At 63.8% G+C, this 15,769-nt stretch carries 12 protein-coding genes; 6 read left to right on the forward strand and 6 right to left on the reverse strand.

Features of this window, described 5'->3' with window-relative positions:
• The first annotated feature begins 5 nt into the window (after window positions 1-5).
• Complete coding sequence (locus P9A16_RS24350; protein WP_278025989.1) at window positions 6-3,731, forward strand: PAS domain-containing protein; 3,726 nt, start codon at window positions 6-8, stop codon at window positions 3,729-3,731.
• An 88-nt stretch (window positions 3,732-3,819) separates the two neighbouring features.
• Window positions 3,820-4,011, forward strand: coding sequence for a DUF3008 family protein (locus P9A16_RS24355; RefSeq protein WP_023515187.1), 192 nt, complete (start codon window positions 3,820-3,822; stop codon window positions 4,009-4,011).
• Between the two features lie 96 nt (window positions 4,012-4,107).
• Here P9A16_RS24355 and P9A16_RS24360 read toward each other — a convergent pair whose 3' ends face one another.
• Complete coding sequence (locus P9A16_RS24360; RefSeq protein WP_023515186.1) at window positions 4,108-4,962, reverse strand: helix-turn-helix domain-containing protein; 855 nt, start codon at window positions 4,960-4,962, stop codon at window positions 4,108-4,110.
• A 129-nt stretch (window positions 4,963-5,091) separates the two neighbouring features.
• Between P9A16_RS24360 and P9A16_RS24365 the strand changes: the two genes are divergently transcribed.
• Window positions 5,092-6,030: a phytanoyl-CoA dioxygenase family protein gene (locus P9A16_RS24365; RefSeq protein WP_272790828.1), complete on the forward strand. Its 939-nt coding sequence runs from the start codon at window positions 5,092-5,094 to the stop codon at window positions 6,028-6,030.
• A gap of 113 nt (window positions 6,031-6,143) precedes the next feature.
• Here the strand turns inward: P9A16_RS24365 and P9A16_RS24370 are convergent, their stop codons facing one another.
• From P9A16_RS24370 to P9A16_RS24380, 3 genes are all read right to left on the reverse strand, one after another.
• Complete coding sequence (locus P9A16_RS24370) at window positions 6,144-7,715, reverse strand: calcium-binding protein (RefSeq protein WP_278025990.1); 1,572 nt, start codon at window positions 7,713-7,715, stop codon at window positions 6,144-6,146.
• 197 nt (window positions 7,716-7,912) lie between these two features.
• Window positions 7,913-8,851 (reverse strand): AraC family transcriptional regulator, encoded by a 939-nt coding sequence (locus tag P9A16_RS24375; protein ID WP_024269936.1) that lies wholly within the window; start codon window positions 8,849-8,851, stop codon window positions 7,913-7,915.
• Between the two features lie 114 nt (window positions 8,852-8,965).
• Complete coding sequence (locus tag P9A16_RS24380) at window positions 8,966-10,726, reverse strand: peptidoglycan D,D-transpeptidase FtsI family protein (RefSeq protein ID WP_278025991.1); 1,761 nt, start codon at window positions 10,724-10,726, stop codon at window positions 8,966-8,968.
• 276 nt (window positions 10,727-11,002) lie between these two features.
• Between P9A16_RS24380 and P9A16_RS24385 the strand changes: the two genes are divergently transcribed.
• The 3 genes from P9A16_RS24385 to P9A16_RS24395 all read left to right on the forward strand — a co-directional run bounded on the left by P9A16_RS24385 (window position 11,003) and on the right by P9A16_RS24395 (window position 12,895).
• A complete protein-coding gene (locus P9A16_RS24385; RefSeq protein ID WP_278025992.1) occupies window positions 11,003-11,956 on the forward strand; it encodes a DUF1403 family protein in 954 nt (317 codons plus the stop codon).
• A gap of 2 nt (window positions 11,957-11,958) precedes the next feature.
• Complete coding sequence (scpB, locus tag P9A16_RS24390; protein WP_278025993.1) at window positions 11,959-12,645, forward strand: SMC-Scp complex subunit ScpB; 687 nt, start codon at window positions 11,959-11,961, stop codon at window positions 12,643-12,645.
• A 91-nt stretch (window positions 12,646-12,736) separates the two neighbouring features.
• Complete coding sequence (locus P9A16_RS24395; RefSeq protein ID WP_278025994.1) at window positions 12,737-12,895, forward strand: hypothetical protein; 159 nt, start codon at window positions 12,737-12,739, stop codon at window positions 12,893-12,895.
• A 3-nt stretch (window positions 12,896-12,898) separates the two neighbouring features.
• Here the strand turns inward: P9A16_RS24395 and tcuB are convergent, their stop codons facing one another.
• Together tcuB and tcuA are read right to left on the reverse strand one after the other, a co-directional pair.
• A complete protein-coding gene (gene tcuB / locus P9A16_RS24400) occupies window positions 12,899-14,032 on the reverse strand; it encodes a tricarballylate utilization 4Fe-4S protein TcuB (RefSeq protein ID WP_278025995.1) in 1,134 nt (377 codons plus the stop codon).
• Entirely contained in the window at window positions 14,029-15,450 is a 1,422-nt protein-coding gene (gene tcuA / locus P9A16_RS24405) for an FAD-dependent tricarballylate dehydrogenase TcuA (RefSeq protein WP_278025996.1), read from the reverse strand. Before tcuA ends, tcuB begins: the two co-directional genes overlap by 4 nt.
• Window positions 15,451-15,769: the final 319 nt, after the last annotated feature.

Below are 15,769 nucleotides of genomic sequence, written 5' to 3' on the forward strand. Positions count from 1 at the left end.
GGTGGATGGGTTTGGGTGAAGGTCCGGACGGATCGGTGGACAGCCGCTATCCGTTCCTGAGCGGGGGCGGGGATGCCGCCCTGCTGATTGCCGCTTTCGATTGGTCCCGCACGCCGGTTGGCTGTCTGGATGCCTGGCCGCAGAGTCTCAAGACGGCAGCGGGCCTACTGCTGCGTTCACCGGTCCCCATCGTCCTGCTCTGGGGCGAAGACGGCATCATGATCTACAACGACGCCTATTCCATCTTTGCCGGCGGCCGGCATCCGGCCATTTTTGGCAGCAAGGTGCGCGAGGGATGGCCCGAAGTCGCCGACTTCAACGACAATATCATGAAGGTCGGCCTTGCCGGCGGAACGCTCGCCTACAAGGACCAAGAACTGACGCTCTACCGGCACCGGGGTGAGCCGGAACAGGTCTGGATGAACCTCGACTACTCTCCGGTGCTCGGCGAAGATGGCCGCCCGGCCGGCGTCATCGCCATCGTGGTCGAGACGACCGCCAAGGTGAAGGCCGAGGAACGATCGAAGACGGAAGGAGAGCGGCTGCGCCAGATGTTCGAACAGGCGCCGGGCTTCGTGGCAACGCTCACCGGACCGGATCATGTCTTCGAGATCGCCAACAACGCCTATCTCCAGCTGGTCGATCACCGGGACATTCTGGGAAAACCGATCCGCGAGGCATTACCAGAGGTTGTCGAACAGGGTTTTGTCGATCTGCTCGACCGCGTGCTGTCAACCCGCCGGCCTTATGTCGGCAAGGGCGCGCGCGTCCTCCTGCGACGCCGGCATGACGAGGCGCCGGCGGAGCGCTATCTCGATTTCATCTATCAGCCTGTCTTCGGCGACGACGGCAAGGCGACCGGCGTCTTCGTGCAGGGGCATGACGTGACCGAACAGCGGGCGGCCGAAGAGGCGCTGCGGGAAAGTGAAGCACGGTTTCGCCTGGCAGCCGATACCGCGCCCGTCATGCTCTGGATGGGCGACCAGAACAGCAGATGCCTTTACCTGAATGCGGCTAAACGCGCCTTTTGGGGCGTCGCCCCCGAGGACGTCTCAAGCTTCGACTGGGCCGGCACCGTACATCCCGACGACCGGCAGGCTTTGGCCGCGACGATGCAAGACGCCATGCGCCGGCAGGTACCTTTCACAGCCGAGGCGCGCTATCGCCGCAAGCTCGGGTGCTACCGGTTGTTGCATACACAGGCCCAGCCACGCTTCGGCGCCGGCGGTGAGTTCCTCGGCATGATCGGCGTCAATGTCGACATTACCGAGGAGCGAGCAGAGCAAATTCGCCGCAACGCCCTGATCGAGCTGACCGATCGCTTCAGCCAGCTCACCGATCCGGCCGACATCGCCTTCGCCGCCGCCGAGACACTGGCCAAGGCGCACAATGTCAGCCGCGCCGGTTATGGCACCATCGACCTCGTCGCTGAGACGATCACCATCGAGCGCGACTGGAATGCCCCCGGCGTCGAGACCATCGCCGGCGTGCTCAATTTCCGGGAGTACGGCACCTATATCGACGATCTGAAGCGCGGCGAGACCGTCGTGGTGGCGGACGCCGAACAGGACCCCCGCACGAAGGTGACCGCCGACGCCTTGAAGGCGATCAAGGCACGGGCCTTCATCAACATGCCGGTGACGGAGGCCTCCGGCCTCGTCGCATTGCTCTACCTCAATCATGCCGAGGTACGCCAATGGTCGGAAAGCGAGCTCGATTTCGTGCGCGACGTCGCGGCGCGTACGCGCATCGCCGTCGAACGAAGGCGGGTCGAACAGAAGCTGGAGCAGCTCGCGAACTCGCTCGAACGACAGGTCAGCGAACGCACCGCCGAGGTCAACCGCCTTTGGCGCAATGCACGCGACCTCCTTGTCGTAACCGGCGAAGACGGCACGATCCGCTCGGTCAATCCCGCATGGTCGGTGGTCCTCGGCTTTCCCGCGCGTGAAAGTATCGGCCGACGCCTCGGCAGCTTCGTCTGGCCGGAGGACGCCGCAACCTTCCCCACCACCAACAGGCGCTCCGGCGCTCCGGACCTCGACATGCGCTTCCGCCATTTCGACGGCTCGGTGCGCTGGATTTCCTGGCGCATTTTTGCAGAAGAGGGGCTGACCTTCGCCTACGGCCGGGATGTCACCGCGCAACGGGAGCAGGCCCAGGCGCTCGTGGAGGCTGAAGATCAGCTTCGCCAGGCCCAGAAGATGGAATCGATCGGCCAGCTGACGGGCGGCGTCGCCCACGACTTCAACAATCTCCTGCAGGTCATCTCCGGCAACCTCCAGCTGCTCGGCAAGGACGTGGCGGGCAATGGCCGTGCCGAGCAGCGCGTCGCCAATGCCATTGCCGGCGTCAGCCGCGGCTCCAAGCTCGCCAATCAGTTGCTGGCCTTCGGTCGTCGCCAGGCCCTCGAGCCGAAGGTCATCAATATCGGCCGCTTCGTCATGGCCCTGGAGGATCTTCTGCATCGCACGATCGGTGAGGCGATCGAGATCGAGACCATCCGCTCCGGCGGTTTGTGGAACACGTTCATCGATCCCTCACAAATCGAGAACGCCATCCTCAACCTGGCGATCAATGCCCGCGATGCCATGAACGGCATGGGGAAACTGACAATCGAGGTCGGCAACGCGCATATCGACGATGCCTATGCCCGCCACCATCCAGATATCAAGACAGGCCAGTATGTCCTCATTGCCGTCACCGATACGGGGGAGGGTATGCAGCCGGACGTGCTGGGGCGCGTTTTCGAACCCTTTTTTTCCACCAAGCCCGCCGGCAAAGGCAGTGGCCTCGGCCTGTCCATGGTCTATGGCTTCGTCAAGCAATCGGGCGGGCATGTGAAGATCTACAGCGAGCCGGGGGAGGGTACGACGGTACGCATCTACCTGCCGCGCTCACTGGAAGAGGAGGACCGACTTGCCGAGGTCGACTTCGGTCCGGTCACCGGCGGCACGGAGACCATCCTTGTGGCCGAGGACGACGACGAGGTACGCGCAACCGTCGTCGAGATGCTGGGCGACCTCGGCTATTCGGTGCTGAAGGCGCGCGATGCGGCCAGCGCCCTGTCGGTCATCGAAAGCGGCGTTGCCATCGACCTTCTTTTCACCGATGTCGTCATGCCCGGGCCGTTGCGCAGCCCCGATCTCGCCCGCAAGGCGCGTGAGCGCCTGCCGAACCTCGCCGTGCTCTTCACCTCCGGCTACACGGAAAACTCGATCGTGCATGAGGGCCGGCTCGATGCTGGCGTCGACCTCCTCTCCAAACCCTACAGTCGGGAGGCTCTGGCCCGGAAAATCCGTGCCAGCCTTGCGGGCCGGCAGCACTTGTCGTCACAAGCAGGGACGCCGGCAGACGGCACGGGAGCCGAAGTGACGGAAGCCAGGCGGCTGACGATCCTGCTGGTGGAGGATGACTTCCTGATCCGGCTCAATGCCGTCGATCTCGTACAGGAACTCGGCCATGAGGTGGTGGAAGCGGCAACGGCGGAACAGGCATTGCCGTTGCTGAAGGAGAGGCGCTTCGACGTCCTCCTCACGGACATCGGCCTGCCCGCCATGTCAGGTGCCGAGCTTGCCGTCCATGCCCGAACGGAAAATGAAGGGATCGGTGTCGTCTTCGCCACCGGCCACGACCGCCTGCCTGCCATTCCCGGCGATCGCGCGGCCATCCTGCTGCTGAAGCCCTATGACGGCCGCGAGATCGCCGCCGCCCTCGCGGCAGCGGTTGGCTGAGACGCTTTTCCTGGTGCCCGGGCGCCGCGGGAACATTGGAAGACCTTTTCGGGTTTGGCGGAAACATTCCTAGCAAGGAGACCATTCCATGCCTGCAAAATCGAAAGCACAGCAGAAGGCCGCCGGAGCCGCGCTTGCAGCCAAGCGCGGCGACATCAAGAAAAGCGAGCTGAAAGGCGCCTCGCGCAGCATGGAGAAATCCATGTCCGAGAGCGCATTGAAGGAGCTGGCGTCGACGAAGCGCAAGGGCAAGCCCGAACACGTCTCCAAACCCGCGTGATGCGCCGAGATCAGCAGCAACGATGGCACCGGGCAAGATCGCCGCTGCACCGTTCCGAGGCGATCAAATGGGAAGCGAGGTGGGGAGACCTTTCCGTCACCGTTGAAACGAGGCGCGGTAGGCCCGCGGGGTCATGCCGCGAAGGCGCAGGAACTGGCGGTTGAAATTGGCAAGCGAGCCATAACCGACATCGGCTGCGATATGCTGGATGGGCTGGCGCGTTGCCGATAGCCGGGCACACGCCTCGCCGATCCGCAATCCCGCCAGATAGTCCGAGACGGTCGATTGAGTGTGCTTCCTGAACAGCCGGTGCAGGCCGCTCTCGCTGAGTGCCGCGATGTCGGCCAGCTGCGCCATGAGCAAGGGCTCGTGATAATGCTGGTGAAGATGCATGAGCACCCGGTCCAGCCGGGATCTGTCACCCTCCATTTCCTGCGGGACGACGGAGGAAAGGGGTTGGCGGCCTTCCGCACCCGCCAGCCGTACCAGGATCTGCAGCAAGCCGATCAACCGCTCCGCCGGCGCCTGTGTGAAGATCGTCTCGAAATCAACGGCGAGCGCCCCACCGAGCGCATTGCCAAAGGCAAGACCGGTCGCCGCCTCGTCGATCAGCCGCCGGATCGGCGCAAACTCCACCGAACCGCCGGCCAGCCCTTCGATCCACTCCCTGCTGAACCAGAAGACGAGGGCGATATGCGGCTGCGTGGCATCGAGCTTTTCACGCGATGCCCAGGTATGCGGCAGATTCGGGCCAATCAGAACAAGGTCACCGTGGTCATAGGCCGCCACATGGTTGCCTACGAAACGCTGGCCGCGGGAGTTGAGCGTCAGCGTCAGTTCGAACTCGGGATGATGGTGCCATTCGAACGGGATGGTCTCGTCGAGACGCCGGTTGAGCCTGTGCCAGGACGAATCCGGGCTAGGTACGCGATGTTCGAGATAGGGCCTCATGAAGCGTCTACATTGCCTGAAACGCCGGAATAGTATCAGAACCGGCCAGCTACCGACAACACGTCAGCCCAGAAAAGCATACTCTCCTTCCAAACCCGACATCCGGGACGGCAACCACGGGAGAACAAGATGCATCCGGCCACCGCAGACAAACGCGACAGCCACCCGACAAGCGCAGCCACAACGCAGCTCAAAGAGATCGACAAGGCGCTACCGCTGCGCGTCCTGTCGAAGGCGGACTGGGAACACTGGACAAGGAAGGGCTACGTCATCATTCGCCAGGCAGTGCCGGCGGCCAATGTGGAGCGGCTCGTCGACCTTCTCTGGCGGTTCGATGAAAAGAACCCCGCAGACCCGTCCACCTGGTACGCACCGCAGCGACGCGAACACAAGATGAAGGAGCTCAACAACACCGGCATGCTGGAAATCTACAATCACCAGCATCTGTGGGACAACCGCATGGAACCCCGCGTCTACGACGCTTTCGTCGACATCTGGGACCGGGAAGACCTGTGGGTCACCATCGACCGGGCCAATCTCAACCCGCCGAAGAAGATCAAGGGCAATCCCAACGGCTTCATCCACTGGGACGTGGACACCTCGATCCGCCCGCTGCCGATCGGCGTGCAGGGCGTGCTCAGTCTGCAAAAGCAGGACGGCGACGTCGGCGGCTTCCAGTGCGTGCCCTGGCTCTTCGAGCATTTTGAGGAATGGGTGAAGGCGCAACCGGAAGATCGCGATCCCATGCATCCCGACATGGCCGGGCTCGGCGTCGTCAATATCGAGATGGATCCAGGCGACCTGATGATCTTCAACTCGCTGCTTGCCCACGGGGTACGGCCGAACCATTCGGACACCCGGGTGCGCATGGCGCAATATATCTCCATGCATCCGGCGGAATTCGACAACGCGGCCGAACGGCAGGAGCGTATCCGCCTGTGGCAGGACCGCGACCACCCGAAACGCGACGCCTTCCCCGGCGACCCGCGCGAATGGGAGAAGCACAATGCGGAGACTGCGACATTGACGCCACTCGGTGAAAAGCTCCTCGGCCTTGCCCGGTGGTAAAGGGTGCCTGGCCGCAACGGGAATGTTGCGGCCAGGGAGGTGGCAATTGCCTTGCTTGAAGCAGGGCGCGGAACGGATCAGCTTTCCGGCCCGCCCCGGAACATCGACAGCTCCTAGAGAACCAGAATATCCGCGAATGTCAGCCGCAGGCCGGAGTCCAGCGTGGCAATCTGCTGGCGTGCCGCACTGCCGGAACCGTCGAAGTCATAGTAGAGAGCGCCGCTCTTGTTGTCGTAGATCACCCGGTCGCTGGCGTCGACGGCGGCATTACCAACACCGATCGTCTTGAACAGCGCCGAACCGAGCCTGCCGAGCTGACCGAGGTCGTCGAAGATATCCTTCTCGAGGCCGATCGTATCGGCCGCCCGGTTGAAATCGGTGATCACGTCACGATTGGCGGCCGTCGGCTTGTGCACGAAAATGAAGGTGTCGTTTCCGGTTCCGCCGGTCAGGATGTCCTTACCCGCGCCGCCATTGAGCCTGTCATTGCCAACGCCGCCGTTGAGGCGGTCGGCCCCCGCGCCGCCGAACAGGACATCATGGCTCGCACCGCCACTGAGCCCATCGTTGCCGGCACCGCCTTCTATGCGGTCGTTGCCACCACCGCCACTGATGACGTCAGCACCGCCGAGGCCACGTAACGTGTTTGCGGCACCGTTGCCGATGATGACATTGGCAGAACCGTTGCCGACCCCCGTCAAGGCGGCCGTGCCGGTCAGCGTCAGCTTTTCATGGTAGCGACCAAGCGTGTGGGAAATGGAGGAGAGAACGAGATCGACCCCATCGTCCGCATAGTCCCACTCGAACTTGTCTCCGGCCCCGAAGATGTAGGTATCGTTGCCGCCGCTGGCGCAGCGGTAGATATCGGCACCCGCACCGCCATCGTATATGTCGCTGCCCGTTCCGCCGTTCAGCACATCCTCGCCGGCCCCGCCAAAGAGCCTGTCATTGCCGGAATGACCAAAGATGTTGTCGTTTCCGTTGCCGCCATAGAGCAAGTCGGCCCCATCGCCCGTCTCGGTCGCGTAGTATCCACCGCCTTCGATGTAGTCGTTGCCATCGCCGCCATAGATGACATCCGAGCCATTGCCGCCGGCGACATCGTCGTCGCCCGCCGCGCAGTTGAGGATGTCGCGGCCGTCGCCGCCATCCATCTCATCCGCGCCGGCGCTGCCGTAAAGCTTGTCATTGCCGCCGTCGCCAAACAGCGTGTTACGGGTCGTCTCGTATGTCAGGTCGTTCTGAAGGCCGGCCCAGAGCACGTCGTTGCCGTCGCCGCCCCGCAGGGCATCCCCGCCGCTGCCGCCGACCAGGAGATCGCTGCCCGTGCCGCCCTCCATCCTGTCATTGCCGGCCTGTCCATAGATGCGGTCGTCGCCGGCATCGCCGTAGAGCACGTCGCTCGCACCATTCTGGCTCGTCTCCCAGTTCGGCTCATCGGCGCCGCAGTCGCCGTAGATGACGTCGTTGCCGTCGCCGCCATAGGCGGTGTCGCCTTCGGTATGGTCATCGCCATCGTTGTAGATATCGCCGAAGATGAGGTCGTCGCCGCCGAAGCCACGCAACGCGTCGGAAGCGAAGTCGCTGTAGTTGTCATAGGTGCCGTCACTCAGCACCAGGGCCTTGCCCCAGAGGATGTCGTTGCCATCCGTGCCGTTGTTGCTGCCGTTTGGATCGCGTGCCATGTCGCCCTCGTTTGCCATGGCGGCTTGTACCGCCGGTTCCGGCGCTCGCGGCAGCGCACCATCGGTTTTGCTGCAACAAGACGCCGACTTTCCCATCGCTGCCCGGTGAACCGAACGCCGACAGGGTGACAAGCCTACACCGCGGCCGGCCGTGGTGGCTTGGGGAGGGAGCCAGGGTTTTGAGATACTGCGGCGCGTCAGTTCGACAGGAAGTGCTGGCGAATATCGGACGGCGTTGCCTGGAAGCGGCGGCGGAAAAGCTGGTTGAACCAGGAAATATCGCCGAAGCCCGCCATCAGGGCAATGGTGGCGATCGTGTGGTCTTTCAGGCCGGGATCGCGCAGAAGCCCGTGCACATGGTCGAGCCGCTCGGCGGTCACATGATCCGTAAAGCTGGTCCCCTCCTCGTAGAACAGCGCACGCACATAGGGCACGCTGATACCGTGGCGCTTGGCGAGCCATTCGAGGGAGAGGCGTGGATCGCTGAGATGGGTCGCGATATCGACCTTGAGCGCCTGGCGGCGTGCCGCACGCGCGCCGTTCCCGCGCGCCTGGTGGGCCGCGTCGCGCTTTGCGCCGAACATCAGAACGGCTAAGTCGACGATATGGGCGGCAAAGACCGTCTGGTCGCCCTCGCCAATTTCGGCGTCGCTGGCGAGCAGCGAAATGGCATAGCTGTGCAACAGATGGGCTGTTGGATCGCGCAGCGACCAGGTCTTCAAGAGGTTGTCGGAGGATGCGATACGATCGATGATCAGCGCACGCGGAATGGCGATGCTGAGGCAGGAGCTCTTCTCGGCAACCGTTGTCACCGTCTTGCGGTCGCGCCGCATCACGTTGACGTCGCCCGGCCGGATGAAGAGGTCCTCGCCGCGGGCATCGTGCACACCATTGCCGCCGGCAATGCTGAGATAGAGAAGGTCCTCCTCGTCCGAGGGGGTAACCAGTGTGACAGGTGTCGTGTTGGCGCCGGCAATATGCACGCCGCCAACCCCGCGCAGCCGCATGTCGATATCCACGGGCACGTCGCCAAGAAAATCGATCGTGGTGCGGACATGGCCGTTATAGACGGCTTCGACCAGTTCCTTGCGCAGGCACTCGGCGGTCTCTCGCGTGGAAAACTGGACGACGGACATCTGGCCCCCGGCAATCGTTGATCGTACGACCCGCAGAGCAGATATGTCGCTGGAGGCCACAGAATCAAGACGTGCCGGTTTGCGCGTCTATTCGCGCTTCGACCGAATGGAAGCCTAGTAGTCGATCAATCGCATCTCCGCCTCGGGTGTACCGAAGCGCGGCTGAACGCCGAGGAGCGGTGCGACACGCTGGAGGATGGCCTTGATCATCGGGGCCGCGGTGGACGCCGCGGTCCGCCCGCCGCGCTCGCCCGTCTTGGGTGCATCGATGATGGAAAGGACGATGTAGCGCGGCTTGTCCATCGGGAAGGCGGCAACGAAGGCATTGAAATTGATATTCTTGGCATAACGCCCGTTGATGACCTTGTCGGCCGTCCCGGTCTTGCCGCCGACATGGAAGCCCTCGACCTGCGCGTTCCTGCCCGACCCCCGCTGCCCGTTCCAATCATAGAGGAAGCGCATGTCGGCGCTCGTCTTGTCCTTCAGGACGCGCGTTGCGAGCGCCTGCGCCTCCTCCTTCGTACGTGGCAGGAAGGTCGGTGGGATAAGGAAGCCGCCATTCATGAGCGCCGCCGCCGCGACGGCGGTCTGCAGGGGCGTGGTGGCAATACCGTGACCAAAGGAGATCGTGACGGAGTTGATCTTCTTCCACGTCCGCGGCTGGGTCGGTGTCGCAACACCCGGCATTTCCGTTGCAAGCTTCGACAGCAGGCCAAGCCGGGTGAGGAACTGCTGGTGGCCCTCGATGCCGACCATGTCCGCCACCGCGGCCGTGCCGATGTTGGAGGAGTACTGGAACACTTCCGGGATGGAGAGGGGGCGGTTCTTGCCCCTGAAATCGCGGATGGTGAAGCCACCCATGCGGATCGGGCGGGAGGCGTCGACAACGGAGTTCAGTGTGATCTTGTCTGCATCGAGCCCCATCGCCAGGGTGAAGCTCTTGAAGGTCGAGCCCATCTCGAAGGTCGCATTGCTGATCCGGTTGAACCAGCCCTTCTCATATTCCTTGTCGATGCTTCCGTCCGCCAGGGTGCGGGACGGCGCATTCGGATCATAGTCCGGCACCGAGGCCATGGCCAGCACCTCGCCGGTCTCCACGTCAAGGATGACGGCGCCTGCCGCTTCCGCCTGATAGTCGGCCATCGCCTTGGCAACGACGTCGCGCACGATGTTCTGGACGCGAAGATCGATCGACAGCCGGACCGGCGCAAGGCGTGCATTGTCGGTCAGCCCGGCAGCTCTCAAGTCCGCCAGCCCCTGCTGGTCGAGATAACGCTCCATGCCGGCAAGACCCTGGTTGTCGACATTGACGTGGCCGACAATATGGGAGGCGGTGGCACCCCCCGGATAGAACCGTCGTTTTTCCGGCCGAAAGCCGATCCCCGGAATCCCGAGCGCCAGAATATCCGCCTGCTGCTTGGGCGTCAGCTGCCGCCGCAGCCATTGGAACGCCGTGGAGGAGCGCAGCTTCCTGTGAACATCGCCCCAGTCGAGATTGGGAATGACGAGGGCGAGTTTTTCGACCACCTCATCGGCATCAACGATGCGGCGGGGATCGGCGTAGAGCGAGACCATGTGGAGGTCGGTCGCCAGCAGCTCACCATTGCGGTCGACGATGTTGGGGCGCGAGGCGACCGCATTCACATTACCGCCGATCGATGCGGAAACGACGGGCTCGGACAGGCCGTACTGCAGGAGACGGCCGCCGATCACCAGATAGACCGCCGAAAAGATCGCGATCATGATCGCTACACGCTGCCGGGCCTGCTTGCGGCGACGCATATTGGTGCCGACGAAGGCCTCGCCGTTGGCGTGCCCGTCCCGGTCGAGGACGAAATGTGCTCGGCTCTTCAACCGAATGACGAACGAGATCATTCCACAGCAATCCAGGCCCTGTCGCCGCAAACGAAGGGCGGATCCCTGCGCGCTGACTGGAGGGAGCCTGCATGCAGAAAGCCGGAAAACCAAGGAAAGAGTAGGTGATCACCGGCGCACGATTAAATTTGCATTAATATACATTTAAAGTCGTATTGACCTGCTTAACGATCCTTTAGGGTCCCCGGGCAGGAGGGCATTGCGGGAAATCGAAAAGCTGTGCGAGTCCGCTGGAAAAAGCAGCACAAACCGCACGCACCATGTAAACTCGCCGACATGGATTCGCGCACCCGCCCGCCTGCTCCCGTCGTCCTGCCGCTCACGCACCTGCCCGGCTGGACCCTGCCGCGCGGCCGGACGCCGGATGACCTCGACGCCGCCTTTGCCGCCGGCACAGCCCTGAAAACCCTTGACGACCTCGTTCGCAGCGAACCCGTCTGGATCGGCTGCTGGCGCGCGCGCCAGGCGCTTACCTGCGCCGTCGCTGCCGTCCGGCTGGCGGGCAGGGGAGAGGACGAGGCGGCCCTGCGCGATGCCGCGCTGCTGACGGCGCCCGGCGATGATCCGGGGCCGGCCGGAAAGCTCTTCCTCGCCTTCGGCAAGCTCGCAAGCCGCAAGGGTGCCATCTCGTCGAAATTCGTCGCCGAGATGGCCGATCTCTTCGGCCTCGCCTGGGACACGCGGCTCGAGGCAGCCGTCGATCACGCCGATGCGGTCCTGCAGTCGGGCCGCCCTGCGCCCTTCGCCGCAGCCGAACTCGTGGCCGCCATCCATGCCGAACGGCCGGATGCCGAAGCCCTCGCCTGGGCGCTCGGCGATGCGATGATCGCGGAAAAACTCAAATGGCAGCACCCCGTACCGCTGCTGATGGCCGAGCGCCACGGCCCCGCCTTCCGGACGATCGGGGGGAGGGGACGGGTGCGCCCCGGCGAACCAGGCTTCGAGCGCGCCGTCTGCCTCGCGCTGGTCGAAGGTGCCGGTGCAGCACTAAGGTCGGCCAGCGAAGTCGCGCGCCGTGCCGAACAGCTTCTTGCCGCCGCACCGAAGGTGCGGACCAAGGGCGCGAGCGCCGTTATCCGCAAACTGCTCGACGAGGATGCCATCTCGGCCTCCGCGCGCGGCACCAACCTCTCCCGCTGGGCCAGCACCCGGCTGTTCGAGCGGTTGCAAGGGTTCGGCGCCGTGCGCGAACTGTCCGGCCGCACCTCCTTCAGGATCTTCGGGTTGTGACGATGACCGGATCGACCGCTCCCAGGGCACCGCGCGCCGGCAAGGCGAAGACGGAGAAGGAAATCCTCTTCGATCGCGAACTGGAGGATCTGCCGCCGGACCTGCGCTGGCGGGAATGGATGCTGCGCATCGAGGCCGTCATCTTCGCTTCGGCCGAACCGGTAACCCGTGAGACCCTGGCCCGCATCGTTGGTAAGGATTGCAGCATCGATCTTCTGATCGACGACCTCAAGGAAGATTTGCACGGGCGGCCCTACGAGATCGTCGCCGTTGCCGGCGGCTGGCAGCACCGGACCCGCCTGCGCTATACCGATGCGATCCGTGCATCCTCCACACCCACGCGCGGGGGCGGATCATTGCTGTCAGAATTCGAGGCGATGGTGCTGATGGCCGTGGGATACTTCCAGCCGGTCACACGAGGCGAGCTGTCGAAGATCTTCGGCAAGGAGGTCAGCCGCGACACGATCGGCGCCCTGCGCAACATAGGTTTCATCGGTTCCGGACCGCGCAGCCCGACGCCGGGCGCCCCCTACACCTATGTGACGACCAAACAATTCCTCTCGGCCTTCGGCATGGAAACGCTGCGCGACCTGCCGGATATCGAGGCCCTCGAAGACGCCGGATTGCTCAGCCGCAAGGAAATGCTGGACGAAACTCTTCCCGCCCCGGCGGACGACGGGGAGGGGTGATCAGGCCGGAAGGGCGAGGCACCGGTGGCGGCGCGGCGGGGTTTACCGCCTCCCGCCTGCATGCGCGGGGCGCCGCCGAAGGCCGCTTGGCGTGGATGAACGAAGGGCGAAGTTCATCGACTGCATGGCATGGGCGGAAGATGCTGCCGGCGACGACGCCTATGCGCGCGCGTCCGCCATGCTCGATGGTGCCGATGTCTGGGGCGCTCTCGGCGACTTCTTCGGCAATGCCCCGCCTCCAGCCCCGTGATCCTCAGGCCTCATCGAGCTGCCGCTTCTCCTTGGCATAGCGCACCAGCGCCAGGAACCGGTAGATGCCGTGCACGAACTTGCCATAGGGCATGGTGACGAACAGGCTGAAGACGACGCCGAGATGCAGGGCGAGCAGCAGGCCCATGGCCGGGGTGGCGCGCAGGACAAGCAACAGAAGACCGGTCAGGCTCGTCAGGAACAGCATGACGAGGAAGGCGACGTCCATGCCGGTGCGCGAACCGTCCTTGAGGACGGGATCGCGCCGCCATTTTGCATGGAGCAGGCCAACCGGCCCGACGAGCAACCCGATACCGCCGAGTATGCCGAGCACGACGGGGAGATCATACACCGGGTAGGGGGCTTCGAGACCGAGAAGGTAGTGGTAGAGCGTCGCCGTCGAGGTTGCGGCAAAACACAGAAGGAAGCCGTAGAACGTCATGTGGTGATAGAGGCGCCGCCGATCGGTCGGCCTGTCGTCCTCGTTCATGCAGCCGACCCCGGCACCGTCGAGGTAGCGCAAGCTTCCGGCATCGCGGACCGCCTGCCAGATCGAGGCGGACTCCCCGAGCGTGCCGGCGGGCTCGCCGATATCCTTCCAGAAATTGCGGATGCCCATTGCCATCGCCACCATGGCATAGGCGAAGGCAGCGCCGAAAAGCAGCGCCATCGCATTGTGCGGCATCAGCTTGTAGAAGGCACCGGGGCCGGTATGCACGCCGAAGAGCACGGCAGGATCGTGCCAGACGGCAAAGCCGGCAATGAAGAGCGCCACGCTTAGCGCCGCAATCAGGCTGATCGCCAGCCCGTTGCGATGAAAAAGGCCGGAAAGGGCCCGCGGCCAGGCATAGGCCCGGTAGGAATCGTTGCGCACAATCGCCAGCGTCTTCGGCACGTTCACATCGAATTCGTGCGGCGGCGAGAACTGGCAATCGTGGAAGCAGGCGCCGCAGCTGTGACAGAGATTGGCAAGATAGTTGAGATCACCGTCCGAAAAGGCACGCCGCATTTCCATGGCCGGGAAAACGGCGCAAAGCCCCTCGCAGTACCGGCAGGAATTGCAAACCGTCATCAGACGGTCAGCCTCGGCAAGGCTGGCCGTCGCATGGGCCGGCTTGAGCTGGGTATGGATGTTCATGCGGCCTCCGGGGACTGGCTGGCGGACGAAACGAGACGGGCAGCCTCCCGGCCGGCAATACGGCCGAAAACGCTGCCGATCGTCATGCCGATCCCGGCGGCATAACCCTGGCCAAGCACGTTGCCGGCCATGATCTCTCCGGCGGCGAACATGTTGGCGGCAGGCTGCCCATCCCCCATCGCCATGCGCGCCGCCCGGTCAACCTTGACGCCGAGATAGGTGAAGGTGATACCCGGCCGGACCGGATAGGCATAGAAAGGCGCCGTCTCGATGCGCCGTGCCCAGTGGGTCTTGGCCGGCTCGATGCCCTCGGTCCGACAGTTGTCGAGGGTCGTGTGATCGAAAGTACCCGGCCGGACGGCGGCATTGAAACCGGCAACCGTGCGCTCCAGCGCCTCCGGCTCCAGACCCAGCCTCTCCGCAAGCCCGCCGATCGTATCAGCCTTTACCGGCGGAAAAAGCGACGGCATGAAGAGTTCGAGCGAGGGCGCGTCGAAGACGATGTAGGCGATCTGGTCCGGCTGGGCGGCAACGAGCCGCCCCCATATGGCATAGCGTTTCGGCCAGACGTCCTCGCCTTCATCGTAGAAGCGTTCGGCATGCCTGTTGACGACAATGCCGAAGACGACGCAGTCGAGGCGCGTGATGATACCACCGTCGAATTTCGGGGCGCGCGCATCGATCGCGACGGCATGGCACTGGGTGGGGTCGCCGATCTGCATCACGCCCCTGTCGATGAGCATCCGCAGCACGGTGCCGCGATTGTAGGGTGTACCCCGGATCAGGAAGTTTTCGGCAATCTCGCCCCAACCTTCCTTCAGCCAGTCGATATTCGCCTCGAACCCCCCGCTGGCCGCGATGAAGGTTTTCGCGCGGAGGACGACGTCCTTGCCCGCATGTCGCACGGTGGCGGAACGAAAGTGCATGCCTTCGATCGAAAGGTCCACGACCTCAGCGTCATAGACGACCTCGACACCGAGGCCTTCGGCCGTGCGGTAAAGCGCATTGAGCATCGCCCGTCCACCACCGAGGAAGAAGGAATTGGTGCGCCCGAGGCTGAGCGTGCCACCAAGGGAAGGCTGGAAACGCACGCCCTGCTCGACGATCCAGGTCAGCATCTCCTTGGATTCGGCGATCATCATGCGCGCCAGGACCTCGTCCGTCCGTCCGCCGGTCACCCGCAGAAGATCCTCGAAGAACTCCTCCTCGGTATAGGGGCCGGAGAGTGTTTCGGTCGCCGCATCGTGCGCGCAGCGCATGTTGCGCGTGTGGCGCGTATTGCCGCCCCTGTAGAAATGCGGCGCGCCTTCGACGACGAGCACGCGCGCGCCGGCACGCCGGGCGCTGATCGCCGCACAGAGCGCGGCATTGCCGCCACCGGCGATGAGCACGTCATAGTCTGTCGAGCCGTCAAGCATGCTGGAGCCGTTCCGCCTTTGCTGCACTTGCACCGTTCATACTGCACACATTTGTATACAGTCAAGCATGTGCCGGAAGGGCGCGACGTTCGCGCTGCATCGAACGGTAAATCGGAAATGAAAACAGGGCCTCGCAATTGGAGAAGCCCCCATTCGCCGAAGGGCAGTATGCAAATGGATACATCGGTGTGGCGGAGGAACAGGAAATTATCTATAAGGCGCTTATCACGCCAGCGGTCGGCGTGAATTTGATGATCAGCGCCGAACGCGGGAGTGATTTCCGGGTACGGACAGCGGAAATGGCCGCACCCGCATCCCG

Source organism: Shinella sp. 838 (assembly GCF_029623935.1).
Taxonomy (GTDB): domain Bacteria; phylum Pseudomonadota; class Alphaproteobacteria; order Rhizobiales; family Rhizobiaceae; genus Shinella.